The 25568-nt window shown below is 53.1% G+C and carries 23 protein-coding genes; 6 read left to right on the top strand and 17 right to left on the bottom strand.

Going from position 1 to position 25568, the window contains the following annotated elements:
- Positions 1–161 precede the first annotated feature (161 nt).
- The 7 genes from BLP78_RS00470 to BLP78_RS00440 form a co-directional block, all read right to left on the bottom strand.
- Positions 162–950 carry a M48 family metallopeptidase gene (locus BLP78_RS00470; RefSeq protein WP_256329915.1) on the bottom strand — a complete coding sequence of 263 codons (789 nt, stop codon included), beginning with the start codon at positions 948–950 and terminating at the stop codon, positions 162–164.
- A 92-nt stretch (positions 951–1042) separates the two neighbouring features.
- Positions 1043–1792 carry a lysophospholipid acyltransferase family protein gene (locus BLP78_RS00465; RefSeq protein ID WP_090455280.1) on the bottom strand — a complete coding sequence of 250 codons (750 nt, stop codon included), beginning with the start codon at positions 1790–1792 and terminating at the stop codon, positions 1043–1045.
- Positions 1789–2322 carry a D-glycero-beta-D-manno-heptose 1,7-bisphosphate 7-phosphatase gene (gene gmhB / locus BLP78_RS00460; protein ID WP_090455278.1) on the bottom strand — a complete coding sequence of 178 codons (534 nt, stop codon included), beginning with the start codon at positions 2320–2322 and terminating at the stop codon, positions 1789–1791. Before gmhB ends, BLP78_RS00465 begins: the two co-directional genes overlap by 4 nt.
- A gap of 1 nt (position 2323) precedes the next feature.
- A complete protein-coding gene (glyS, locus tag BLP78_RS00455) occupies positions 2324–4459 on the bottom strand; it encodes a glycine--tRNA ligase subunit beta (protein WP_090455276.1) in 2136 nt (711 codons plus the stop codon).
- On the bottom strand, positions 4456–5361 hold the full coding sequence (glyQ, locus tag BLP78_RS00450; protein WP_090455274.1) for a glycine--tRNA ligase subunit alpha: 906 nt from the start codon (positions 5359–5361) through the stop codon (positions 4456–4458). Before glyQ ends, glyS begins: the two co-directional genes overlap by 4 nt.
- 53 nt (positions 5362–5414) lie before the next feature.
- The gene (gene lnt / locus BLP78_RS00445; protein ID WP_256329938.1) at positions 5415–6899 is read right to left on the bottom strand and encodes an apolipoprotein N-acyltransferase; all 1485 of its coding nucleotides are present in this window, start codon (positions 6897–6899) and stop codon (positions 5415–5417) included.
- A gap of 144 nt (positions 6900–7043) precedes the next feature.
- The gene (locus BLP78_RS00440) at positions 7044–8201 is read right to left on the bottom strand and encodes a sensor histidine kinase (RefSeq protein WP_090455272.1); all 1158 of its coding nucleotides are present in this window, start codon (positions 8199–8201) and stop codon (positions 7044–7046) included.
- Between the two features lie 475 nt (positions 8202–8676).
- On the opposite strand from BLP78_RS00440, the gene BLP78_RS00435 reads away from it, so the two are divergent.
- Complete coding sequence (locus BLP78_RS00435; protein ID WP_256329914.1) at positions 8677–9951, top strand: M23 family metallopeptidase; 1275 nt, start codon at positions 8677–8679, stop codon at positions 9949–9951.
- Positions 9952–10001: 50 nt separating this feature from the next.
- A complete protein-coding gene (locus tag BLP78_RS00430) occupies positions 10002–11102 on the top strand; it encodes an anhydro-N-acetylmuramic acid kinase (RefSeq protein WP_090455268.1) in 1101 nt (366 codons plus the stop codon).
- Positions 11103–11224: 122 nt separating this feature from the next.
- On the opposite strand, the gene erpA is transcribed toward BLP78_RS00430, so the two are convergent.
- The 6 genes from erpA to rplM all read right to left on the bottom strand — a co-directional run bounded on the left by erpA (position 11225) and on the right by rplM (position 15313).
- Positions 11225–11593: an iron-sulfur cluster insertion protein ErpA gene (gene erpA / locus BLP78_RS00425; protein WP_176752741.1), complete on the bottom strand. Its 369-nt coding sequence runs from the start codon at positions 11591–11593 to the stop codon at positions 11225–11227.
- A gap of 56 nt (positions 11594–11649) precedes the next feature.
- Positions 11650–12063 (bottom strand): bactofilin family protein, encoded by a 414-nt coding sequence (locus tag BLP78_RS00420; RefSeq protein ID WP_025040416.1) that lies wholly within the window; start codon positions 12061–12063, stop codon positions 11650–11652.
- A 10-nt stretch (positions 12064–12073) separates the two neighbouring features.
- Positions 12074–12808, bottom strand: a complete 735-nt coding sequence (locus tag BLP78_RS00415; protein WP_256329913.1) for a DUF6776 family protein — start codon at positions 12806–12808, stop codon at positions 12074–12076.
- Between the two features lie 300 nt (positions 12809–13108).
- Positions 13109–14137 (bottom strand): N-acetyl-gamma-glutamyl-phosphate reductase, encoded by a 1029-nt coding sequence (gene argC, locus BLP78_RS00410; protein WP_090455266.1) that lies wholly within the window; start codon positions 14135–14137, stop codon positions 13109–13111.
- A gap of 344 nt (positions 14138–14481) precedes the next feature.
- Positions 14482–14874, bottom strand: coding sequence for a 30S ribosomal protein S9 (rpsI, locus tag BLP78_RS00405; protein WP_090455264.1), 393 nt, complete (start codon positions 14872–14874; stop codon positions 14482–14484).
- 4 nt (positions 14875–14878) lie between these two features.
- Positions 14879–15313: a 50S ribosomal protein L13 gene (rplM, locus tag BLP78_RS00400; protein ID WP_025040412.1), complete on the bottom strand. Its 435-nt coding sequence runs from the start codon at positions 15311–15313 to the stop codon at positions 14879–14881.
- Positions 15314–15593: 280 nt separating this feature from the next.
- On the opposite strand from rplM, the gene BLP78_RS00395 reads away from it, so the two are divergent.
- Positions 15594–16466 carry a phosphoribulokinase gene (locus BLP78_RS00395; protein WP_090455262.1) on the top strand — a complete coding sequence of 291 codons (873 nt, stop codon included), beginning with the start codon at positions 15594–15596 and terminating at the stop codon, positions 16464–16466.
- A 540-nt stretch (positions 16467–17006) separates the two neighbouring features.
- The gene (locus BLP78_RS00390; protein WP_090455259.1) at positions 17007–19256 is read left to right on the top strand and encodes a UvrD-helicase domain-containing protein; all 2250 of its coding nucleotides are present in this window, start codon (positions 17007–17009) and stop codon (positions 19254–19256) included.
- 45 nt (positions 19257–19301) lie between these two features.
- On the opposite strand, the gene BLP78_RS00385 is transcribed toward BLP78_RS00390, so the two are convergent.
- The 4 genes from BLP78_RS00385 to BLP78_RS00370 all read right to left on the bottom strand — a co-directional run bounded on the left by BLP78_RS00385 (position 19302) and on the right by BLP78_RS00370 (position 22488).
- Positions 19302–20057: a BPSS1780 family membrane protein gene (locus tag BLP78_RS00385; RefSeq protein ID WP_090455257.1), complete on the bottom strand. Its 756-nt coding sequence runs from the start codon at positions 20055–20057 to the stop codon at positions 19302–19304.
- A gap of 66 nt (positions 20058–20123) precedes the next feature.
- Positions 20124–21074, bottom strand: coding sequence for a homoserine kinase (locus BLP78_RS00380; protein WP_090455255.1), 951 nt, complete (start codon positions 21072–21074; stop codon positions 20124–20126).
- Positions 21075–21340: 266 nt separating this feature from the next.
- Positions 21341–21703, bottom strand: a complete 363-nt coding sequence (locus tag BLP78_RS00375; RefSeq protein WP_025040406.1) for a DUF2782 domain-containing protein — start codon at positions 21701–21703, stop codon at positions 21341–21343.
- A 56-nt stretch (positions 21704–21759) separates the two neighbouring features.
- Positions 21760–22488, bottom strand: a complete 729-nt coding sequence (locus tag BLP78_RS00370) for an LOG family protein (protein ID WP_025040405.1) — start codon at positions 22486–22488, stop codon at positions 21760–21762.
- 22 nt (positions 22489–22510) lie between these two features.
- Here BLP78_RS00370 and polA point away from each other — a divergent pair, with 22 nt between their 5' ends.
- A complete protein-coding gene (gene polA, locus BLP78_RS00365) occupies positions 22511–25252 on the top strand; it encodes a DNA polymerase I (protein WP_090455253.1) in 2742 nt (913 codons plus the stop codon).
- Positions 25221–25556 carry a hypothetical protein gene (locus tag BLP78_RS15450; protein ID WP_218118891.1) on the top strand — a complete coding sequence of 112 codons (336 nt, stop codon included), beginning with the start codon at positions 25221–25223 and terminating at the stop codon, positions 25554–25556. Before polA ends, BLP78_RS15450 begins: the two co-directional genes overlap by 32 nt.
- The last annotated feature ends 12 nt before the right edge of the window (positions 25557–25568 follow it).

Below are 25568 nucleotides of genomic sequence, written 5' to 3'. Positions count from 1 at the left end.
TACTGACGAGTAAAATGCTATTGTATTTTTTGTTTGCGATTAGGGGGGTCTTTCGATAGTATTTAATACTAATCGTACTGATAGATAAATGGCAGTTTTTGGTACATTTCAGGATTGACACAACTGCCAGATCAAATGTGCAACATATCGAAGCTTTGCCATCATCCAACCCCCCTCAATTTCTTCCTGGCCACCGCATAACCCGGATATACGCTTCCCACTGTTTCCCAGAACGCCTTGGAGTGGTTCATTTCAATGAGATGCGACAACTCGTGCGCTACGACATAATCCACCAGGTCGAGCGGTTTCTGGATCAGCCGCCAGTTGAGATGAACAATGCCGCGCGAGTTGCAACTGCCCCATAGGGTTCTTGCTCGCGATAATCGTAGTTGTGGCAACGCCACGCCAAGCTTATGTGCGTATAGCACGATGCGTTCGCTGAAACAGGCCATGGCGTGATGACGATACCAGTCCATTACCGCTTTTTCGATTTGGTGGGCGGTCAACATGGATGGCAACGGTAATTTCAGCTGCGTCTCCTCCACCGCTGCGTTCGCTGTGACCGGCACCATTTGGACAACCCCGGCAGGGGTAACCTTCACCTGCCAAAACTCGCCCAGCAATGGAAAAATCGCGCCTTCGATCCATTCGGGCTTGCTGGATTTTTTATTCTTCCATTCGTCGAGTTTTTTTACGATCCAATCGGCTCGTTTTTGCAATACCGATTCGACCCAGCACAATGGTTCTCGCGGCGGAATACGAACCGTTAACCCTTCCCTGTCGATTTTCATGCCGATGGTTTTTCGCCTGCAGCGCATGAGGACATACGCGACATCATTGCCGTTCAGGTTGATGCGGCGTTGCTCGCTTGCTGCAAGTTTGCTTGTCTTTGGACGTTGGTTTGAGTGCGGGTTTAAACTTTGGGGCAGTGGTTTCTTTTCGTCATGCATTATCCTGAATCCGGCAATAGGAATCTTACCAAGTGAAGGTCAAGTAGAAAAAAGCTCTAACAGTCATAGTGCGGAACTGAAACACGATGGAATTAACGGCCGGATTCGCGATTGCCTGAAGTGGGGCTATCGATGCGCTCCACCTCTGCTTCGATCCATGATTCCACGCTGGCGTTGAGGTCGCCAGGTTCCATCCCCGTGGGATCGATCGGCGCGCCGATACTTACGGTAATCGTGCCGGGCAGTTTGATAAGCGCATTCTTGCCCCAGAACCGTCCCGCGTTGTGCGCCACCGGTACGACCGGCGCGCCGGTATGCGTCGCAAGCCATGCGCCGCCAATGCCGTATCTACCTTTTTCGCCGGGCGCTATACGCGTGCCTTCCGGGAAAACCACGATCCAGAACCCCTGCTTGAGCCGGTCTTTCCCTTGCTTGACGATCTGTCTCAATGCTGCTTTTTTCGAACTGCGATCAATGGCGATGGGACTGGTCATCGCTAATCCCCAGCCAAAAAATGGAACCAGCAGCAACTCTTTTTTCAGAACCCACACCTGGGGCGGGAATATCTCCTGAAACGCGAGTGTCTCCCATGCCGATTGATGCTTGGAGAGCACAATGCCAGGCGTTTGGGGAATATGTTCCGCACCGATCACGCGATACCGGATGCCACAGATAACACGGAGCAAAAACAGCATCAGGTGTGCCCAGCCGGAAGTGATGCGGTAGCGGTTGAGCGGCGAGAGCGGAAACGAAGCAAGTATGATTACAAAATAAAGCGGTGTAATGATGATTTGCAATAGACTATATAGCGCCGAGCGAAGCACTACCGAAATCGAATTCATTGTGTCAGCGCATCGACGGCCGCTGAGAGATTCGGAAAAATCTGGGTGTTTTCCGGCAATCCTCCCTTCGCTTTGGTCTTTTTACCTTTGCCTGAAAGTACCAGAATCGGTATGGCGCCGACTTCGGCTGCGGCCTGTAAATCACGCAGCGAATCGCCGATCGCCGGCACGCCGTTCAGCTCCTGGCCAAAGCGATCGGCGATCTCCTTGAACATTCCGGTTGCCGGCTTGCGGCAATTACAATTGTCCGTATTGGCGTGAGGACAGAAAAACATCGCATCGATGCGCCCGCCCACTTGATTGACTGCCTTGCACATCTTGTCATTAATGGCGTTGAGCGTCACCATATCCAGCAATCCCCGGCTGATGCCCGATTGGTTGGTTGCAATGACGACGCGATAACCTGCCTGCGTGAGATGGGCGATCGCTTCGAGACTGCCGGGAATGGGCTTCCATTCATCAGGCGTCTTGATGAAAGCGTCACTGTCATAATTGATGACGCCGTCGCGATCGAGGATGATCAATTTCATTTCAAGCCACCAACCTGGAGATATCGGCGACGCGATTCATGGCATGTTGTAACTGGGCTAATAATGCGAGGCGATTGGCACGCAGCGCCGGGTCCTCGGCATTCACCAGCACATTGTCAAAAAATGCATCGACAGGTGCTTTCAGCACCGCAAGTTCCTGTAACGCCAAACCGAATTCTCCTCGACCGAAGGCAACATCTGCTTTAGGCATCACACTGTTGAGCGCGATATGCAGCGCCCGCTCGGCGGGCTCCTGCAGCAGCTCGGCGTTCACCGTGCCGTTGACTGAACCCTCAACCTTTTTCAGAATATTGCTCACCCGTTTATTGGCAATCGCAAGGCTTTCAGCTTCGGGCAAGGCGGAAAAAGCGCGTACCGCGGCAAGACGTTGCGGAATCTCCATCAATAATTGCGGCCTTTTCGCAATGACTGCCTCGATCTGCTGTATTGAGTAACCTTGTTCGCGCAATTGGCTGGACATGCGTTCGTAGATGAAATCAAGTAACCGGCAAGATTCGGCGTCGCCAAATTTAATCGTGCTATTGAAGACTCCGCTCGAAATTTTGATCATTTCTTCCAGAGAGATCTGGAGCTTTTTTTCGATCAGAATGCGAGTCACGCCCAATGCGTGACGGCGCAACGCGAACGGGTCCTTGTCACCAGTCGGAATCTGTCCAATACCGAACATGCCTATCAGTATTTCCAGCTTATCCGCCAATGCCACGCAGGTGCCGGTCATATTACGCGGTAATTCGTCGCCCGCGAACCGTGGTTTGTAGTGATCCTCGATGGCAAACGCAACATCATCCGGCAACCCGTCGTGCTTGGCATAATAACGTCCCATGATGCCTTGCAGTTCGGGAAATTCACCCACCATATCGGTGAGCAAATCCGCCTTGCATAGCATCGCCGCTTCTCCTGCCTGTGCCGCCAGCGCATTACCCCCAAGGTGCAAACCCATCGCCTGCGCAATTGCCCATATCCGTTCCACCCGCTCCGCCTGGGTGCCGAGCTTATTGTGATAAACGACCTTATCCAGCCCGGCCACACGCGAATAAAGCTTTTTTTTGCGGTCCCGGTCGAAAAAGAATTTCGCATCCGCCAGACGTGAACGCAGCACGCGCTCATTCCCATCGATGACCTGGCTGGGATCGGCCGGCCGGATGTTTGAAACCAGCAGGAATTTATGAGATAGCTTGCCGTTTGCGTCCAGCAGCGGGAAATACTTCTGATGGGTTTTCATGGTCAGGATCAGGCATTCCTGCGGTACACTCAGGAATTCGGATTCAAATTTGCCCATCAGCACGTTGGGACGTTCAACCAGCGCTGTTACTTCATCCAGCAAGGCCTCATCCTCAACCGGTTTCAGACCCTCCGCTACGGCAGCCACGTGAAGCTGTCGCACTATCTCATCGCGACGCGCAGCAAAACCGGGGATGACCGCGCCTTCGCTTTCAAGCTGTTGCGTATAACAGTCCGCATCTCGCAGCACGACTGTCTTGGACCTGGCTTCAAAGCGGTGCCCTTGCGTCTCGCGTCCGGCAGTCAAGCCCAGCACGCCGACCGGTATGATCTCAACGCCATGCAGTGCGACCAGGCCATGTGCGGGACGCACAAAACTCATCGTCGTCCAGCCATCGGACAATTGATAAGTCATCAGTTTGGCGATCGGAAGCTTGGTGATCAAAGTACTCAGAACTTGCTGCAAGTTGACGGCTACAGGTATCCCGACAGCCACATCCGTGTGGAACAGAAATTCAGTCTTTCCCTCAAATTCGCGTGAAATTCGCTCCTCGAAAACGCAGCGATTTACATCATCAGGGTATCCGCAGCTTTGCCGCAGCTTTTTATGAAATGCCGGAGTGTATTCGCCATCCGCACCCACCCCAACCGATACCGGCATGAGCTTTACTTTCCGCGAAGGTTGCAAGGCGATGTCCAGAACGTGGGTGATATGCGCGGCAAGACGCCTGGGAGACGCAAATGTAGTCAGTTGCGAGCCGTCTCCAAGATTATGCAGTTTTTGCAATCCCTGAAACAATAATGTTCCAAATGACTGACCCAACCGTTTCAGTGACTTCGGTGGCAGTTCTTCGACCAGCAATTCTATAAGCAAGCTTCTGGCTGTGTTACTCAAGCGACATTCTCCATCGACTGCTCGACCCACTCGCGTGGCGCCATGGGGAAACCCAGGCGTTCCCGGCTCTCATAATAGGCTTTCGCCACGTTGCGGGCGAGGTCGCGAATTCGCGCCATGTATGCAGCTCGCTCCGTAACGGAAATGGCGCCGCGTGCATCCAGCAGGTTGAACGCGTGCGCCGTTTTCAGCACCTGTTCGTAAGCCGGCAATGCCAATCCATTTTCCATCAGATACCTGGCTTGTTTTTCGTGACCCGAGAAAGCAGTCAACAGGAAATCGACGTCGCTGTGCTCGAAATTGTAGGTGGATTGTTCGACCTCGTTCTGATGGTATACATCGCGGTAGGAGAGTCCTTTTGTCCAGATGAGATCGAACACATTCTCCACGCCTTGCAAATACATCGCAAGGCGTTCCAGGCCATAAGTGATCTCGCCCGTAATCGGTTTGCAATTGATGCCGCCGACTTGCTGAAAATACGTAAACTGCGTCACTTCCATGCCATTCAGCCACACTTCCCACCCCAGGCCCCAGGCGCCAAGGGTTGGATTTTCCCAATCATCCTCGACGAATCGAATATCGTTCTGTTTCAGATCGAAGCCGAGCTCTTCGAGCGAGCCGAGATACAGTTCCAGGATATTGCTGGGAGCTGGCTTCAGCACGGCCTGAAACTGATAATAATGCTGCAGGCGGTTGGGGTTTTCCCCATAACGTCCATCCTTGGGCCGCCGGGTAGGCTGCACGTAGGCCGCTTTCCAGGGTTCGGGGCCAAGGGCACGAAGAAAGGTCGCGGTGTGCGAGGTGCCCGCGCCCACTTCCATGTCATAGGGTTGGAGCAGCGCGCAACCCTGCCTGTCCCAATAATGCTGCAGGGTGAGAATAATTTCCTGGAATGTGCGCATGAAAACGCCTGAGAAATTGTGATAGTGGTTTTAACAACCACAACAGTGGGATTTTACAGGTTTTTACGCGTACCGCGAAAAACCGGCAACAAGGCGATCAAAAGTATTATTCCGGCAAGCCCCCATAGCAGACTATTGCCGAACCGGACATAAGGTGTTGCACCGGTATAGCCCTGCGCCAAGCCATGCAGCGCGGTAGTGGTAAAAATTTCCGCTTCCTGCAGCACGATACCGCGCTCGTTGATAATGGCGGTAACGCCTGTGTTGGTGGCACGCAGCATATAACGGCCGGTTTCAAGCGCGCGCATTTGTGAAATCTGCAAGTGCTGCCGCGGACCGATGGACCGGCCGAACCAGGCATCATTGCTGACGTTGGCGAGCAACGTTGCTTCCGGCAGTTGCTGGATTATTTCCTCCCCGAATACATCTTCATAGCAGATGTTCACTGCGACCCTTTGCCCCGCAATATTCAAGGGTTTCTGGTCGAGGCCGCCGCGCGAGAAATCGGACAATGGAAATACATTGACGACCCAGCCGAACAGGAATTTCAGTGGAATAAATTCACCGAACGGGACCAGATGGTGTTTTCGGTAGCTCTGATCGGGCGAAGTGCCAAAACTGAACATGGAATTATAGAATCCATGGCCATCCTCCGGCACTTCAATCATGCCGACCAGGATGTCTCCGTCATTCTGCCGCGCATGCGCGGCGAGTTGCGCCAGGTAACTTGCCGGCACCTCCTTACGATCCATCGGTATGGAAATTTCCGGCGTGACAATCAGGCGGCTGTTGCTCTCCAGGGTAAGGGCGGCATACCTTTCCAGGGAATTCACGAGTTGATCCGCGCGCCACTTCAGGTCCTGGGAGATATTCCCTTGCAGGAGGCTCACGGTCACCGGCTCGCCTTGTGGTTCAGTCCACCGGATATGCTGCAGGCCGAAGCCGGCAATCCAGATAGCGAACAGTGTGAGCACGTAACTTTTTTTGCGAAATTCTCTTTCAAAAAGCAGGCACATGAGCGCCGAACTGCATACCAGTATCATTGACACCCCATAGACGCCTATTACTGGGGCAAAACCGCCCAATGGGCTCTGCGGCGCTTGCGAATAGCCCAACGTCAGCCATGGGAAACCGGTGAACAATACGCTGCGCAACCAGTCGGAGAGCCCCCACAGCGCGCCGGCAGCCAAAAACCAGACATAAGCTGAAGCGATCGGAAGTTTTTTCAGTATCCAGCCTGTCAGCGCGGGGAACAGCGCGAGATAAGCGCACAGGATAAATAGCGCGAACACCGCGGCCGCCATCGGCATACCGCCAAAATCATGCAGGCTGACGTAAATCCAGGTCACTCCCGCGCTGAACATGCCCATGCCGAAGGAAAAGCCCAGCATTGCCGCATTGAAGGGCGTCGCACTTCTGCGCCAAAAACGGCACAGCAATGCGAGCGTGAAAAGGGGGATCGGAAAAAGATAAAACGGCGCAAAACCGAGAACGGTAAGTGCGCCGACCAGAAAGGAAATACTGAATTCCGTGCGGATTCTATTCAAATGCTTCAATAACTCATCCTGCCAGTTGATATCCAGGGCGGGCCGATTCGCTGGCCGGGTACGTTGGGTACAAAAAAAATAATAGCAATAACGAGCGAACCCGTAAAACTGAGAAAATGTAAGAGAAGCGGTTGGTCACCGCTGGGGCAATACCAATCGGAAGGTCGATCCATCATCGACTTTCGACTCGACCTCCAACATGCCGCCGAGAAGCTTGGTGGCATGGGATGCAATGGAAAGTCCCAGTCCTACTCCAGGGGTGCCATATGTATCACCGCGCCTGAAGGCGTCGAACAGATACTTGAAGTTCTCCGGAGCGATGCCGGGCCCCTGATCGCTGATGCTGACTACCCACTCTCCTTCTTCGCCTTCTGGTCTGCTGCGGGCTATTATTTTTATTTTTCCCATTGAGCTGTATTTTATTGCATTAGAAAGCAGGTTATGCAATATAAGAGTCAGCAGACCTTCGTCGCTCTCTGTTTGAGCTTCCTCCGGTACGTCCACATCCAGCTCCAGTCCCTTGGATTTTGCTTCAGGGTATAACTGCTTCGCGGCGTCCCTCAGCACGAAATTCAAATCCACAGGCTGGATATGGGGTTCCACCGACCCTTGCCGGAGCTGTTCGGCCTGTAGTATTCGGTCCATCCCCGATATTGTGTGCAATATCGCTCGATTGACCGAGTGAATATCCTCCACGCTCTCGGAATATTCCGGAGCCTGGGCAAGCTTTGCGGCGAGAAGCTGCAGATGAAGCGTTGCACGGTTGAGATGATTCCGAACATCATGCGACAAGAAAGAGAGATATCTGGACTGGATCTCGGCAGCGGCTTTGATCTGCTGTTGCAAGTCCTCGGTAAACGTAACCACGCCGCTTTGAAGCGCCGTGTCTATCGCCATGTTCAAGGCCACGGTGCTTCTGGTATCGAGCGCCTCGTTCAGGTGCTCTGAAATTTGTTCCATGATTATTCTACGAAGCAGCTGGTATTCGATAATCAGCTCTTTTATGCTGTAGCTTTCGTGAAAGCGCGTAGAGCCGTGGTTTCTGCTGCCTTCGATGAGTTCGCGGGTTTCACGAGGCTTATTCGACTCGAATACATCGACGATTTCTTGCAGAATCGTAGGCAGCGAATTTTGAAGCTGCTGGAGAGTGAGTTCATCGGCGGCAGGCAGCATGGAACGCACGGCGGTTTCCCACTTCCGTATGATGACATCGGAGCGGGATCGCAGGGCGGAAGCAAGACGGGGAAATGCATGGTACGTCAGTAAATCAAGCGTAAGGTCTTCTGTAGACATGCGGTGCTCGTCTGAAAATGCGCAGGGAGGTTAAATGCCCATGCAACGGATTAGAGGTGGCGGTTCAGATCGGCGCAATTCGAAGAACAACTACGCTAAAGATGTCTCTTGAATTCGAGAAAAAGGCGGATTGCCTGCTGAAGTTTGCGAGCTTGACGTAGCGATTTATCCAGTGCTTCTTGAAGCAACGGAATTATACAATAGCTGTCGCTATGCCGAAACTATGCCGAAAAGTAAACATCGAGCCGCTGCACCCAGGCGGTTTCCGGAGAGGTGCTTGTTACCGGTGCTGCAAGACGCTGACAAGATTGATTGGTGGCTCAACCGATATCGACGGAAACTTCAGCTCCGGTCGATATTATTGGCGCTGCGTTCCCCGTAGTAGCCAAATTTTATGTTAGACTCCATGCCCTCAACGGTTGTGGGGGAAAGCATGCGGAGCGACAAAAGGAGTGTTTTAGCGCAAAAGCCGCTGATGCTGACAAAAAAAAGGTTGCGCTGGCTCATTCTGTTATCCAGTTTTCCCTTGTTCGGCATGATGGCCGCTTTTGGTATCGCGCCGGATACCTCCGTAGAAGAATTACCCATCGAGCAGGTGGTTCTCAGCCTCGAGCTTCCTGAAACTCACGTGACCTCCGACGCCGATATGACATTCTGGCGTCAGGAACGCATCCAGCGTGGGGATACCATTGCGACGCTACTGTCGCGCCTCAACGTGAATACCCAGGACGCAGCCAGTTTTCTCCGGGATACAAGAGATATCAAGGCGGTGCATCAGTTGGTAGCCGGCAAAACGATGCATGCACAAACCACGGCAGCGGGCGAACTGCTTCTGCTTCGCTATTTTCCCGGCGGCAGTGAGCAGCTGGTGATGGAAAAGGCCGCTGGCGCCTTCAAGCTGAGCGAACAACCGGCAATGCTGGAAACGCACATTCAGATGAAGTCCGGTGTAATAAACAGCTCGTTGTTTGCCGCCGTCGACAGCGCGGGTGTGCCCGACAGCATTGCTACCCAGATTGTCGATATTTTAGCGTCTGAAATTGACTTTCATCGGGATTTGCGCAAGGGCGACCGTTTTACGGTGGTATACGATTCGCTCTATGGCAATGGCGAACCCGCTAGAGCGGGTCGAGTGCTGGCGGTGGAGTTCGTTAACCAGGGAACGCCTTACAGGGCCTTATATTTCCAAGCGGACAACGAGGAAAGCGGTTATTACACGCCTGACGGCAAGAGTCTGCGAAAAGCATTCCTGCGTTCGCCGCTGGAGTTTTCCCGCATCAGTTCCGGTTTTTCCAACGGTCGTTTCCATCCGATCCTGAAAACATGGCGCGCTCATAAAGGGATAGACTATGCTGCGCCGACGGGCACCGGCGTCAAGGCCGCCGCCGATGGGATCGTGGCAGTTGCCGGCTGGCAGGATGGGTACGGTAATGTCATCATTCTGGAGCATCAGGGATCCTATTCCACCGTTTACGGTCACTTATCGGCTTTTGCGAAGGGTTTGAAAAAAGGGCAATCTGTCCGCCAGGGCGATATTATCGGCCATGTCGGCTCAACCGGAATGGCTACAGGGCCACATCTACACTATGAATTCCGGTTCAAGGGCGTCCAGCGTGACCCTTTGAAGGTGGCGATGCCGACCGCCAATCCTGTCTCATCCCGACAAATGGCTGCATTCTACGAATATACAAAGTCGTCAATGGCCAGGCTGGATGCACTGCGCGGCACCAGCCTCGCATTCCTGGACTAGTCTTGAGTTAGTCCTTGGCTGGATACCCTCAGACGTCCAGGTAGAAAAATTTGAAAGCCGCTTACTATATTGGACTCATGTCAGGCACCAGCCTGGACGGGATAGACGCGGTGCTGGCCGACTTGAGTCCGTCTCCCCCGTTACTGTTGCACACCTTTTATCTGCCATACGACGCAGCCCTTCGCAGTCAATTGCTGACCCTGCATTATCCGGGCCATGATGAACTGCATCATGCCGCCATGCTTGGCAATGAGCTTGCGCGACGCTATGCGGAGGCCGTAGCCGGTTTACTTGGCGAAAGCGGTGTAGGCCCGGAGGAGGTTGCCGCAATCGGTTGCCACGGCCAGACGGTGCGTCATTGCCCGGAATCGGGAAGAGCTTATACCATCCAGTTGTGCAACGCCGCATTGCTGGTTGAGCTCAGCGGCATCACTGTCGTGGCAGACTTTCGAAGCCGTGATATAGCCGCGGGAGGCCAGGGCGCGCCGCTGGTCCCGGCGTTTCATCATATCTTGTTCACCCATCCTCAAATTCATCGTCTCGTTGTCAACATCGGCGGGATCAGTAATCTCACCAGCCTGCCGCCCCGGGGAGAGGTCATCGGGTTCGACTGCGGACCGGGCAATATGATGATGGACGCATGGTGCCTGCAACATACCGGCAAGATATATGACGAAAATGGCTCATGGGCCGGGTCCGGAAGAATAATACAGGGCCTGCTCGAAAAACTTCTGGGGCTTCCATTTTTTTCTCTTCCACCTCCCAAAAGCGCGGGAAGAGAAACATTCAATCTCGCCTGGCTGGAGGGTTGCTTAACTGGAAAAGAGGCACCGGCGGACGTACAGGCCACCCTGCTACAGTTAACCGTTCTGGGAATTGCCAAGCCGGTACTCGATTATTTCCCAGATGCAGCAGAAATTTATCTGTGCGGAGGTGGGGCGCGTAACAGTATGTTGGTTGCCGCGCTGCGAACAGCACTGCCTGGTAGGAAAGTGGAATTGACAGGCAACCTTGGCATTGATGCGGATTGGCTGGAAGCGTTTGCTTTTGCCTGGTTGGCTAAGCAGGTCATCCAGGGGATTCCCGGTAATCTACCTGCGGTAACCGGCGCCAGGGGCGCCAGGTTGCTCGGTGCAATTTACCCGGTTTAGGTTTGCCTGGCCTCGGTTTACCTGTGATGCAACCATCATTTACAAATAAAAACGGAAGCGCAGGCTTCCGTTTTTATTTGTAAATGATCTTGTTTAAATAGAACAAGCAGAACTGAGCAGAACTAAACAGAAAATGAAGACCCGCAACCGCAAGTGCTGGCAGCGCCTGGGTTTCGGATGACAAACTGCGCACCTTCGGCATTTTCCTGATAATCGATTTCCGCTCCTGCGAGGTACTGGAAGCTCATTGGATCCACCAGAAGTTTCACGCCGTTCTTTTCCATTACGGTGTCGTCTTCGCTCGTCAGTTCATCAAACGTGAAGCCATACTTGAAACCGGAGCATCCTCCACCCGCCACAAATACTCTCAGTTTGAGCTCATTGTTCCCTTCTTCTTCAATCAATTGTCGGACCTTGCTTGCCGCATTGTCGGTAAAGATCAAGGAAACTTGCATTTCCGCGGCCAAATTCGCGTCTGCTGATGCGTTCATATTGATTCGCAAATAAAATTAATCAAGAAAAATTATCCCCCGCTACTAAACAAAGGTCAATCACTGTGGGAAGCCGGTATTAACGTCACCACCTTGTTGTCGAGCTGCATTGTATCCTGATGATGCAGCATTCCTCGAACGGATGCGCCAAGCTGAATCTCCATGGTTTTGTAGTGTATATCTCCAGAGACTCTGGCCTTGGCTTGTAGTTCCACATACTCGCTCACTTGTACGGCGCCGACTACGGTGCCGTTGATAACCGCGTGAGACACCTGGATGACCCCTTCAACGATTGCTTCGTCGCTCAGCACTAAAGTGCTGGGCTTGTCGCCCAGCGCGGTAATATTACCTTTGATATGGCCATCTACGCGCAAACCGCCACTGAAGCTTATATTGCCGTCGATTCGGGTGCTTGCACCGATGAGCGAATCGATCTGGTTCTGGGGTTTTCCTGTCTTTTTCCCAAACATTTTCTCTCCTTCACAAGGACAAATTGACGGTTTGTACCAGCTTAGCCTGGGCCACACCTTTTTCAAACACTTTCACCTGCATACTTTCCACGATGGCATCGGGCGGCACACGGAAGATATCCTCCACTCTCTGGTAAAACTTGAAGCTAACCTCTGCATTTGATATGCCGTTTGCAAGTGGCATCGCCATTTTTTTACCATTTTGCTGGAAATTGATGGTGAACTCCAGACTACCATGGAAATCGCCGGGGCGCTGCTTGCCTTGGACCAGCAGCAAGCTGTAATGATATTCTCCAGGAAAATTGCCTCGTTCAAGTTTCAACCGGCCGATGGAAATTCGTTGTTCGCTTTTTCCGGGAGTTGCTCCAAGATTCTGGAAAAACGCGAGATCCTCTTTCAGACGGGTATTCTCGTGTTCCAGCGTCTTGACCTGCTTGGCGATATCTTCTCGTGCCACGAGGTCCATCTGCAACTGACGATCAAGTCCGGCTAACCTTACACGCAATTCCTCGTTATCTCGCTGAAGGTCGGCGTTTAACTGGGATAGGCGATCCAGCTCATACGTGACTTCATTCTTGTCGAAGCCTGCGAACTTGCGCCCGGCATCATACATTCCCCAGGACAGACCGAGTGCCAGCAGGATAAGCGCGGCAATGGCCAGCCATCGGACATACGCCGGAGTTTGCGGGCGAACCGCCACTCGCGACGCGGATATGCCGGATTTTCTTTTAAACGATTTGATCATAACCCAAGCTTATGCCGTGCGACAGCGAATTACCGAGACACGGCGCGACTAAAAACATTGCCGCAAAGCACTCAAACAAAATGGATGAAGCATTCTCGCCCGGTCGAAATAAAGATTGGGTTGATACCGTTATTTGCCGGGTTAATACGGTTATTGGCGTTGCGTCCCCCATGAGGTTTATTCACCCCGTAGCGGCCTCACCCGGAAGGTGAGCGTCAAATGATATGAAATATTGTTATTAATCATAACACTGATCTATTAAATGAGTGGTCAGCTACCGGATTCAGGTTCAATGAATACTTAAGGCAGTAATGGAGCATGATTGATCGCCAGGGTTTCCGGCAAGCCGAACATGAGATTCATGTTTTGCACTGCTTGTCCCGCCGCGCCCTTTACAAGATTGTCTGTTACCGACAGTATAACTGCTGTGTCGCCGCCTTGCGGGCGATGGACTGCGATACGGCAGAGATTTGAGCCGCGCACTGAGCGGGTTTCGGGATGAGTACCTGCCGGCAGCACGTCAACAAACGGTTCATCAGCGTACCGTTTCTCATATAAAGCCTGCAAATCGGTATCCGCGGCCAGTCTTGCATAAAGCGTGGCGTGGATGCCACGAATCATCGGTGTAAGGTGCGGCACAAAGGTCAGTCCGACCGGACGTGTTGCGACGTTCGACAGGCCCTGCCTGATCTCGGGTAAATGACGATGTCCGGCAACGCCATAGGCCTTGAAGTTATCGGCCGCTTCCGCAAACAGCGTATGGATTTCCGCATTGCGCCCCGCACCGGAGACGCCGGATTTCACATCCGCGATGAGGTGGTCCAGATCGACGATACCGGCCTCGATCAAGGGCAGGAAGCCCAGTTGCACCGCAGTCGGATAACAGCCGGGATTCGCTATGAGCCGGGCACTCCTGATTTTGTCGCGATTGATTTCCGGCAGGCCATAGACGGCCTCCGTCACAAGGTCGGGGCAGGCGTGAGGCATGCCGTACCATTTTTCCCATACCGCCACATCCTTGATGCGAAAATCCGCAGCAAGATCTATTACGCGCACCCCCGCGGCGAGCAAAGATCGGGTTTGCTGCATGGCGATACCGTTAGGGGTGGCAAAGAAGACCACATCGCATTTCTCCAATCCCGCTTCCGCGGGATCGCAAAACTTGAGCGATACCCGCCCGCGCAAATTGGGAAATAGTTCAGCTACGCCAATACCTGCTTCTTTACGTGACGTAATTGCCTGGATGCTTGCTTCAGGATGTTGCGACAAAATGCGCAGCAATTCCACACCAGTGTAACCGGTTCCGCCTACGATACCAATTTTAAGCATGGTGTCTCCAGGTTTTCAAAGGACAGTCAGTTTTCAGACGACGCTTCGGAAGGGAAACCCACCCGTGGGCATCCACTACGCCAGTTGGCTCTCCTGCTTCAACGCAACAATTCCGCTGTCGCCGAAAAATTCTCCGATACAACCTCATTTTCAAGCTGGATATTCGCACGGATCTCAATCGGCGCCTCATACCGGACGAGTTTTTCCATAAGCTTGAGCGTTGGATTTTGAAGCGTTATCCGGCTATTTGTCTTGCAGGGACGCAAATTTCATCGATTGATTATAAGCAACAAATAAAAAAGCCGCCAGAAGCGGGCGGCTTTTCGTATAGCATCGTACGATGCTTATCTCTTCGAGAATTGTTTGCGCCGGCGTGCCTTGCGGAAACCCACCTTCTTTCGTTCCACTTCACGTGCATCACGTGTAACGAGTCCAGCACCACTCAATACAGGTTTAAGCGTCGGATCGAAATCAATCAATGCGCGGGTAATACCATGTCGCACCGCGCCTGCCTGGCCCGATTCACCGCCCCCGTGAATATTGACCATGATGTCGAAACTCGTCAGATTTCCTGTCAGCTCAAGTGGTTGACGGACCACCATACGCCCGGTTTCACGGGAAAAAAATTCGTCGACCGGTTTGTCGTTGACAGTGATCAGCCCTTTACCCGGTTTGATGAATACCCGCGCCACTGCACTTTTCCGGCGGCCGGTACCGTAACTATAGGTTGTGCTCATGGTATCAAGCCCTGACTTCGAGTTGTCGCGGTTGTTGCGCCGCGTGCGGGTGAGAAGCACCCGCATAGATTTTAAGTTTCTTTAGCATTGCGTACCCGAGCGGACCTTTCGGCAGCATACCCTTGACTGCCTTTTCCAGGGGACGACCCGGGAAACGTGCATGCATTTTTGCGAAACTTGTTTCGTAAATGCCGCCAGGATAACCGCTGTGACGATAATAAGTCTTGTTTTCCGCTTTATTGCCGGTGACGCGTAGCTTATCGACGTTGATGACAACAATAAAGTCGCCGGTATCCACATGAGGAGTGAAAATGGGCTTGTGTTTGCCGCGCAAACGATGGGCGATCTCTGCCGCGAGACGTCCCAACACCTTGTCGGCCGCATCGATCACAAACCAGTCGCGGATTACTTCATGTGGTTTGGCTGAAAAGGTTTTCACAAAACCTACCCCTGCTTATTTCGGTAAAGCGGCGCATTCTATGCCAGAGACCTGCGAATGTCAAACTTGAGTATTTTCCCTATAGGCTATAGGGAAAAACCGATTGTCCGCAAGCCGCCTGCTACGGGCGTGAAAGCGAGAAATGACCTTTATCCTCAACCGTTGCCACCAAAATTATTAAAAAAACAGTTATCATTACGCTGCTCGAGATTTGCTGAAATAAGCGAAACCACTGACGCAAAGCCCCATAACATCTTATTATCCTGAGGAGAAAGCCTGTATGTCACAAAAGCACCCCGTCATCGCCGTTACCGGGTCTTCCGGCGCCGGTACGTCGACGGTCAAGAACAGTTTCGAGCATATTTTTCGGCGCGAGACACTGACTGCTGCGGTGGTAGAAGGCGATAGCTTCCATCGCTACGATCGCGAGGGAATGAAAAACGCCGTAAGTGATTCGGAGAAAGATGGCGGTCATGCCATCAGCCATTTTGGTCCCGAAGCGAACGAGTTCGAGAAGCTCGAAGCGCTATTCAAGGAATATGGCGAGACTGGAAGCGGCCAGACTCGCCTGTACCTGCACAATGATGAAGAAGCTGCGCCATATCAGCAGAAAGCGGGTACCTTCACCCCATGGTCGCCGATAAAACCCGGTTCCGATCTACTATTTTATGAAGGTTTGCATGGTGGGGTGGAAAGCGATACCGTCGACGTTACGCAATATGTCGATCTGCTGGTAGGTGTGACGCCCATTGTCAATCTGGAATGGATACAGAAAATCCATCGCGACATGAATGCGCGGGGGTATTCCGCAGAGGCGGTAACCCACACCATTCTTCGTCGCATGCATGATTATGTGCATTATATTACGCCGCAATTTTCACGTTCGCATATCAACTTTCAGCGTGTGCCGACGGTGGATACATCCAATCCTTTTATCGCACGGGATATACCTACCCTGGACGAAAGTTTTGTCGTGATTCGATTCCGCGACCCCAAGAACGTCGATTTTCCGTACCTGCTTTCGATGATTCACGACTCGTTCATGTCTCGCCCGAACACGATTGTAGTGCCGGGCGGTAAAATGGGTCTGGCAATAGAACTGGTTCTGACACCGCTTATTCTGGATCTGGTGAGGAAAAGCCGAAGCAAATAGTCATGTAATATTATCGATAAGGGTGCCCTATAAAAACCCGCTTCAACGGCTTATTTAACCTAAATCCGGTAGTTGGACGGGGTGAAGTGTACGGTTTTTGGGGTGCAGGGCAAGGCGCAACGACGCGGAATGGTCATTCCATTCCAAGGAGTTGCAACGCAGCCATGTGCCGCAAAAACTGTGCAATTCTCCCCGTAGCGCCCTCACCCGGAAGGTGGTGCTAAATAATATGAGATATTGTTATTAATCATAACACTGATCTATCAAATGAGCGGTCAACTACTGGATTTAGGTTTAATGGATGGCCTGTTGTTTTCACACTCACAGCGCTACATAACGCCGCGGAGCTGGAATTTATAGCGGTGCCATATCTTCTTTTTGCCCGACTGCTCCACAAATTGCATACACGCCGCTAACTCCGAGCCCAGCAGTTTTCGTCAAGCTATACAGGACTCGTCGTGCCCGCCTGCACGCCGAGCCTTTACCCAATTTCGGAATTCAAGATTATTCCGGGATACCTTACCGGAAACCCTTTCCATAATGCCTTCTCCTTCTCTTTCCGCACTGAATCTTTCTGCACTGAATCCTGAGCAACGCGAAGCGGTCACTTTGCCGCACCAGTCGGCATTGGTGTTGGCGGGTGCAGGTAGCGGCAAGACACGGGTACTCACTACGCGCATTGTCTATTTGATCCAGTCCAGCCAGGTGAGTCCTCACGGCATACTGGCCGTCACTTTTACCAACAAGGCGGCGAAGGAAATGCTTACCCGCATTTCTTCAATGCTGCCGATCAATACGCGCGGTATGTGGATAGGCACGTTCCACGGCCTGTGCAATCGCATGCTTCGCGCCCATCATCAGGATGCCGGATTGCCGCAGGCTTTTCAGATTCTGGATTCCGCCGATCAACTGGCGGTAATCAAGCGCATCCTGAAGAATCTGGGCGCAGATGACGAAAAATTTCCGCCGCGGCAGGTCCAATGGTTCATCAACAACGCAAAAGATGAAGGGTTGAGAGCATCGCAGGTTGAAACCTATGATGATTTTGCGCGTAAGGCGGTTGAGTTTTACCTTTCCTACGAGCAGCAATGCAATAAGGAAGGCGTGGTTGACTTTGCTGAGCTGCTGCTGCGCAGTTACGAGCTGCTGAGCCGGAATGAAATCATTCGCGAACATTATCGCAGCCGCTTTCGCCATATTTTGGTGGATGAATTTCAGGACACGAGCCGTCTGCAATACAGATGGCTAAGGCTGCTCGCCGGCGAACAGGCTGCTGTATTTGCCGTTGGAGATGACGACCAGAGTATCTATGCATTTCGTGGCGCCAACACCGGCAATATGAAGGAGTTTGAAAGCGACTTTCGTATTTCGAAAATCATCAAGCTGGAGCAGAACTATCGCTCGCACGGCAATATACTGGATGCCGCCAACACGCTGATACGCAACAATAGCGGCCGGCTCGGCAAGAATCTGTGGACCTCCGAGGGCCATGGCGAACCGATACGCGTATATAACGCGCCGAATGATTTCGATGAGGCTGCATTCATCGTGGGCGAAGCAAAATCGCTGCGTGCGGAAGGCGTGGCGTTGTCCCAGATGGCATTGCTCTACCGTTCCAATGCGCAATCCCGGGTGCTGGAGCACGCTTTGTTCAACGCCTCGTTGCCGTATCGGGTCTATGGTGGAATGCGGTTTTTCGAGCGGCAGGAAATCAAGCATGCCCTGGCGTATCTCCGGCTATTGGTCAACCTCGGCGACGACAATGCGCTGCTGAGGATTGTGAACTTTCCTGCGCGCGGTATCGGTATGCGAAGCCTGGAACAGTTACAGGACGAAGCCAGACGGCAAGGAGGAAGCCTTTGGGAAGCAATGATCGAGAAATGCGGAGGTGGAGCGCTTCCTTTACCGGAAGCGGAAGATAAAACCCCTGTGGGACCTGAGTGGAGTAAGGGACCGGAGAAGTCAAAGAAAGGAATTGGTGGTTTTGTCGCGATGATCGAATCCATGCGCCAGGTATGCGAGAAGTTGCCGCTACCGGAGGTGGTGGAACACGTCCTGGAGCATAGTGGGTTAATGGCGCATTATCGTGCCGAACGCGAAGGAGCCGATCGACTGGAAAACTTGAATGAATTGGTCACGGCAGCCGCAAGCTTCGTACATGAGGCGGAAGACGATAGCCTCACGGTATTTCTTGTCCATGCGTCGCTGGAAGCGGGCGAGCATCAGGCTGGCGGTGGAGAGGATGCGCTGCAGTTGATGACAGTGCATTCGGCCAAGGGTCTTGAGTTTCACAGCGTGTTTATGAGCGGGCTGGAAGAAGGCCTGTTTCCACATGATAACAGTCGTAACGAAGCAGCCGGCCTGGAAGAGGAACGGCGGTTGATGTATGTTGCGTTAACCCGGGCCAGGCGCAGGTTGTATTTGAGTTTCGCCCAAAGCCGCATGCTTCATGGCCAGACCCGCTATAACGTTCCTTCGCGGTTTTTGCAGGAAATTCCGGATAACTTGCTGAAGTGGTTGCAACCGCTGCAGAAGGCAGGCATTCGAAATCACGAATCGGGCTCCAGGGATTACGGCCATGGGCATGGCAAGGCAATCCAGCAGCCCGTGAGGCACGACTCGCCGGCATCGCCCTGGCGAGTAGGACAGAATGTCGCGCATGCCAAGTTTGGCGCGGGTGTAATCGTCAATTGCGAAGGAAGCGGCGCGGACGCTCGTGTCGAGGTCAAGTTCAGCCGTGCCGGCACAAAGTGGTTGTCGCTGGAGTATGCAAAACTGGTCGGTGCGTGAAGCTGGATGAATCGGGCGCTTTTGAAGAATTGTTTTGAAGAATTGTTACGCGACCTCCGCCGAATCCTGGAAAATGTCGCGGTAACTCGCATAAATGGAAGCGAACAAGATCGGCGACATGGCCGTGATCACTGCTAGCTGTACTATTAGCGAAGGGCCTAGCAGGACGCTTACCAGCATCATCAGTATTGTCATGACGACTACGAGCGTAATGACGTAAACCTGGAGTGGAACGATATTTTTCAGACAGGCAACAAAGCTGGACCGCATTGCGTCCAACGCCTGCATGTTGCCGAATTTTACCAGCAGTGGCGCGAACCAGACAGCCATCAAAAGTGGGATGGTCAACACGAGCGCCACCAGGGATGCGGAGAGCATATCGCCTGATACATTCCGCAACTCATTCTCATCGACTCTTTTCCCCTCCAGCAACAAGCTCATCAGTACGTCGCCTCCGACCAGCATGAACATTCCAACAATCAGCACCTGCCCCACCAGATAGATTCCTCCTATCGTTATCAACGGAGATGCAGTACCGCGAAAGCCCGCCAGCAAGTGGGCAATCTCCAGTCGGCCACCCTCGTTCAGCGTTTTGCATCCTGCCATCACGCCCGCCAGGAATACCGGGGAGAGTAAAGTGAAAATAAACTGTCCCGCCATCGGAATAAGCGCCAGTGTGGCAGCGATCAGCAGCAAGGTGGCGCACAGGATAATCCATACCAGAGGCGCCCTGCGGAACAAAAGGAAGCCAGACATTATCCACTGCCATCCCTGTTTTGCATCCACTTGCCTGACTTGCATTTTTTATCTCCGATAGGGCTGTGCCTGCCGCAAAGCGTTGCCCCAGTTTTATACTCAGACTTATACTCAGACCCAAACCGGCGTCAGTCTGGCGTGGGTTGATGCATGGTTCTTCAGTATACGCATGAAGTGGGCGGGGTCTTTGATATGAGTGAGTTCACCCATGCGCGGCAAATGATAATCCTGGAGCCGCGATAACCAGAAGCGCAAAGCCGCCGCGCGCAGCATTACCGGCCAAGCACTGCGTTCGTTGGCAGTAAGCGGGCGGGTGCGGTGATAGGCCTGGAGTAAAGACGATGTACGTGCCGTATCCAGTTCGCCATTTTCGTTCAGGCACCAGTCGTTGGCGGCAATGGCGAGATCGTACAGCAAGACATCGTTGCAAGCGAAATAGAAATCGATCACGCCACCCATCGCGTTGTCGTTGAACAAAACATTGTCGCGAAACAGATCTGCATGAATTACGCCGCGAGGGAGGTTTTCAAAACGATACAATGACTGAAAACGTAGTTCTTCCCGAAGAACTTTCGCATCCTCCGCGGCAAGAAATGGCATGACGTCAGGTGCCGTGGCCTTCCACCACTTCGGTCCGCGTGAGTTCTCCATTTTCTCGGGATAGGAAAGGCCGGATAAATGCATGCTTGCCAGGAGCTCGCCGACTTCAGCGCAGTGCAGGATAGTCGGATGTTCCTGGGATTTTCCGTGCAGGCAGCTAACGATGCTCGCCGGTTTGCCGTTGAGTTCGCCAAGAAATTTATTGTCGAGATCCGCGATTGGGCTGGGACACGGAATACCATGGCGTGACAGGTAGGCCATCAGGTTCAGGTAGTAGGGCAAGTCGGAAGCGCTCAGCTTTTCAAACAGGGTAAGAACGTACTTGCCGTGATTGGTCGTGACGAAATAATTGGTGTTTTCGATGCCCGAGGAGATGCCCTGCAGATCGATCAATGACCCGAGAGAGTAGTTTTTCAGCCAGACAGAAAGCTGGTGCTGTGTGACAGTGGTATAGACGGACATGAACGGGAGCAAAGAAGGGTAAGCAACAACAGGACGAAAAAGCCAAGCAGCAACAGGAAGAAGAATCCTGCTGCCTTCATCCCAGATAATTCATTAGGCGGCTCTGCGAGCCTACGCGAGTGCTGGCGGTCAGTTTGCGGTCATTTTCGCCGCTTGCTCGGCGTCCATAGACCAGGCTATGGACTTCTCTCAACCGGCAAAACTGTCTCGCAACCTGCCTCGCCATCATCTCGCGTCCTAATGGATTATCTGGGTTTAATCAAAAGTCAAAACTCGCGTATTACCCACATCGGAGGACGAATGCGCTGGTCGAGGCCGCCGGTGTCATGGGCAGCAAATGATCCGTCTCCGCGGTTATCCATCAGATAATACGGCAGGCCAATACGAGGCGTCACCTTGATCATGTAAAGCTGGCCATTGATCCGGTATTCCTCGATCTGATCCTCCCCGCGCTTTGTGATCGTAACCTGTGGCTCCAGCGAGGCGTCCTCTTCCGCACCCGGTGAAGGCAAGGGCAATTCCGGTGGTTCCGGAACCTCGGGCAAGGGCCGGAGATCCTTGGGCTCATTGGATTGCGCTGCTGCGGGTAGTGCAGAGATCAATAATAATGCAAGAACTATACGACGCATGGCGCCTCCCGGCAGGGTCAGGGTCAATATGTCATTCTATCCGAAATGACCCGCCATTACAGATTGAGTTGGACTTCGCGCTCGGCTGCGGAAGGCTCGAAACCCCGGGTTTCATAATATTTGAATATGGCATCGACCACCTCGCCCGGTTCATCGATCATCTGTATCAGGTTCATGTCTTCCGGACCGATCATGCCTTCTGAGACAAGCACTTGCTGGAGCCAATCAATCATGCCGCGCCAAAAATCCGAACAAACGAGGATAATGGGCATTTTCCGGGTCTTGCCGGTCTGAACCAGCGTAAGCGCTTCCATTAGTTCATCAAGGGTACCAAAGCCGCCCGGTAAGACGACGTACGCGCTGGCGAACTTGACGAACATGTATTTACGCGCAAAAAAATGACGAAAGGTCTGGCTGACATCCTGGTAGACATTGCGGTGCTGTTCATGAGGGAGCTGGATGTTCAGGCCGATACTGGGTGATTTCCCAAAATAAGCACCCTTGTTGGCCGCTTCCATGATACCGGGGCCGCCGCCGGAGATTACAGCAAAACCCGCATCGGATAATTGGCGGGTGATCTGCTCGGTCAGTTTATAGTATGGATGCTCAGGGAGCGTACGTGCACTACCAAAAATGCTTACAGCGGGCCTGATCGAACTCAAGCGTTCCGTCGCTTCGACAAATTCTGCCATAATTCTGAACACGCGCCACGATTCGCTCGCCGACCAGGTCTGTTCCCGAAATTCGTTTGTCATGGTACGGGCTAGCTTGTCTTTCGGGCTCATTGGCAAAAACCTTTGGAGTTAGATGAAAACATTACTGTTGGTTGACGGTTCATCCTACCTATATCGCGCTTTTCATGCGTTACCAGACTTCCGCAACCGCAACAACGAGCCGACGGGGGCGATTTATGGCGTGATCAATATGTTGCGCCGCCTTCACAAGGATTACGAAGCCCATTATAGCGCGTGCGTATTTGATGCAAAAGGCAAGACTTTTCGCGATGACCTTTACGCGCAGTATAAATCGCATCGGCCCTCCATGCCGGACGATCTCGTTGCCCAGATAGCGCCGCTTTATGAATGCATCAATGCCATGGGATGGCCGATGCTGATCGTGGAAGGGGTGGAAGCGGATGATGTGATCGCTACGCTGGCTAAACAGGCTGAACGGGAGAATATGCGTTGCATAATTTCTACCGGCGATAAGGATATCGCGCAGCTTGTGAATCAGCAGGTAACGCTGGTGAATACCATGACAAACGAAACGCTTGATGAAGCCGGCGTGGTGGCCCGGTTCGGCGTTACGCCGGCGCGCATGATCGATTATCTGGCGCTGGTCGGCGACACATCCGACAACATTCCGGGCGTGCCGAAGGTCGGTCCTAAAACCGCGGTAAAATGGCTCACGCAATACGGTACGCTGGACAATATCGTCACCCATGCCGATGAAATCGGCGGCGTGGTCGGCGAAAATTTACGCGGCGCGCTCGATTGGTTGAGCAGGTCTCGCGAGCTCCTCACGATCAAGTGCGATGTCGCCTTACCGGTAAGCCTGCATGGTCTTGGGCTGCAGCCGCAAAATATCGCCAAGCTGGCGGAACTGTATGAGCGGCTGGACTTTAAAACATGGCTGCGAGAGTTGCGGGACCCTGGCTCGGGAGAAAAGGGCAGTGAGTTTTCCCTTTCGCTGGCCCGGACCTATCCGCAAGCGAGTGCGGGCGAGGTACGCGCCGACCGGGTGCCGGTGGACTACCAAACCATTGTTACACCGGCCCAGCTCGATGAATGGATCACGCGTATCGACGCCGCGCCGGTGGTTTCACTGGATACGGAAACCACGGGGCTGGACCCGATGCAGGCGCGGCTCGTCGGAATCGCATTTTCCGTTGAGCCTCACCAGGCCGCTTACTTGCCGTTGGCGCACCAGTATGCCGGCGCGCCGCAGCAACTGCCGCTCGATCTTGTTCTCGATAAGCTCAGGCCCTGGCTGACTAATCCGGCCAAGCTGAAACTCGGGCAGAACCTGAAGTACGATAAGCATATTTTTGCCAGCTATGGCATCGCCTTAAACGGTATCGTTCATGACACGCTGCTTCAGTCCTACGTGCTCGAATCCCACCGGCCGCACGATATGGATAACCTTGCATTGCGGCATCTCGGCATCAAGACCGTCAGTTATGATGAGATCACGGGCAAGGGAGCCAGCCGGATAAATTTTGATCAGGTGGACATCGAACGCGCCTCGCAATATGCGGCTGAAGATGCCGACATCACGCTGCAACTGCATCAACACCTATACCCTGAAATTGCGGCGGATGCAAAGCTTGAACATATTTATCGCGTTCTTGAAATGCCGGCGATGGAGATACTGTTCGACATGGAGCGCACCGGCGTACTACTGGACTTGAAGTTGCTGGAAAATCAAAGCCGCGAACTCGGCGAAAAAATGCTGTTACTGGAGAGCCAGGCGTGTTTAATCGCCGGACAGCCGTTCAATCTGAATTCAACGAAGCAGATTCAGGAAATTCTGTTCAACAAGCTCAAATTGCCCGTCATTAAAAAGACGCCCGGCGGTGTGCCTTCCACGGACGAAGATGTGCTGCAACGGCTTGCGCTGGACTATCCCCTTGCAAAAGTCCTGCTCGATTACCGTGGTGTCGCCAAGCTCAAATCCACCTATACCGACAAGCTCCCGCGTATGGTGGATGCCGCTACCGGGCGGGTGCATACCAACTATGCGCAGGCGGTAGCGGTGACCGGGCGACTCGCCAGCAACGAACCCAATCTGCAAAATATTCCCGTGCGTACGGTCGAAGGCCGCCGCATTCGCGAAGCATTTATCGCATCGCCGGGGCAGAGCATTGTCTCTGCCGACTATTCGCAGATCGAGCTACGCATCATGGCGCATATTTCGCATGATGCGGGGATGCTCAAAGCCTTCGCCGCGGGTGAGGACATACATCGTGCGACAGCATCGGAAGTGTTCGGCGTCACGCTGGAAGCGGTGAGCAGCGAACAGCGGCGTTACGCAAAAATCATTAACTTTGGCCTGATATACGGGATGTCCGAATTCGGACTTGCTTCTCAACTCGGCATTGAGCGCGCGGCCGCCCGGGCTTACATGGATCGTTATTTCGCCCGCTATCCGGGTGTGGCGGGCTATATGCAGCGGACCAGGGAAACGGCCAAGGAAACGGGCTGGGTCGAGACCGTATTCGGCCGACGACTACGGCTCCCGGAGATCAACAGTGCCAATGGCAATCGCAGGCAGGCTGCGGAACGTGCCGCAATCAATGCACCGATGCAAGGCACTGCGGCGGACATCATCAAGCTCGCCATGATTGCGGTGCATGGTTGGCTGGAACGGGAAAATCTTCGCAGCAAACTTATCATGCAGGTCCACGACGAACTGGTCTTGGAAGTCCCGGCAGACGAAATCGAAATGATGAAACGTGAATTACCGAAATTCATGGGTAACGTGGCCGAACTCGATGTGCCGCTGTTAGTGGAGGTGGGTGTCGGCTCAAATTGGGAGCAGGCACATTAAGGTAAAGGACCATAATTGTTTTGCCAGCTCGGCCACTCATCCACGCTGGCAGGCGATCAGGGAAGACTTGATGGAGATTCCGGGCTTTAATGGAAGAACTGCCTTAAACTTGGATGTGGATGTGGATGTGGATGTGGATGTGGATGTGGATGTGGATGTGGATGTGGATGTGGGCATGGCTGGCTTGCCTGATCAGCATGTGGTAATCTATGGGCTCTACGCCTTCCATCCCTATTGGCAAGCGGAAGTAATGCTTGCTAATCCGGCAAAAATTACCGTAAAATCACACCCTTTTCAGTTTTAGACCTCAATAGGC

Source organism: Nitrosospira sp. Nsp1, from assembly GCF_900100985.1.
Taxonomy (GTDB): domain Bacteria; phylum Pseudomonadota; class Gammaproteobacteria; order Burkholderiales; family Nitrosomonadaceae; genus Nitrosospira.
This window is presented reverse-complemented; position numbering and strand designations above follow the sequence as displayed.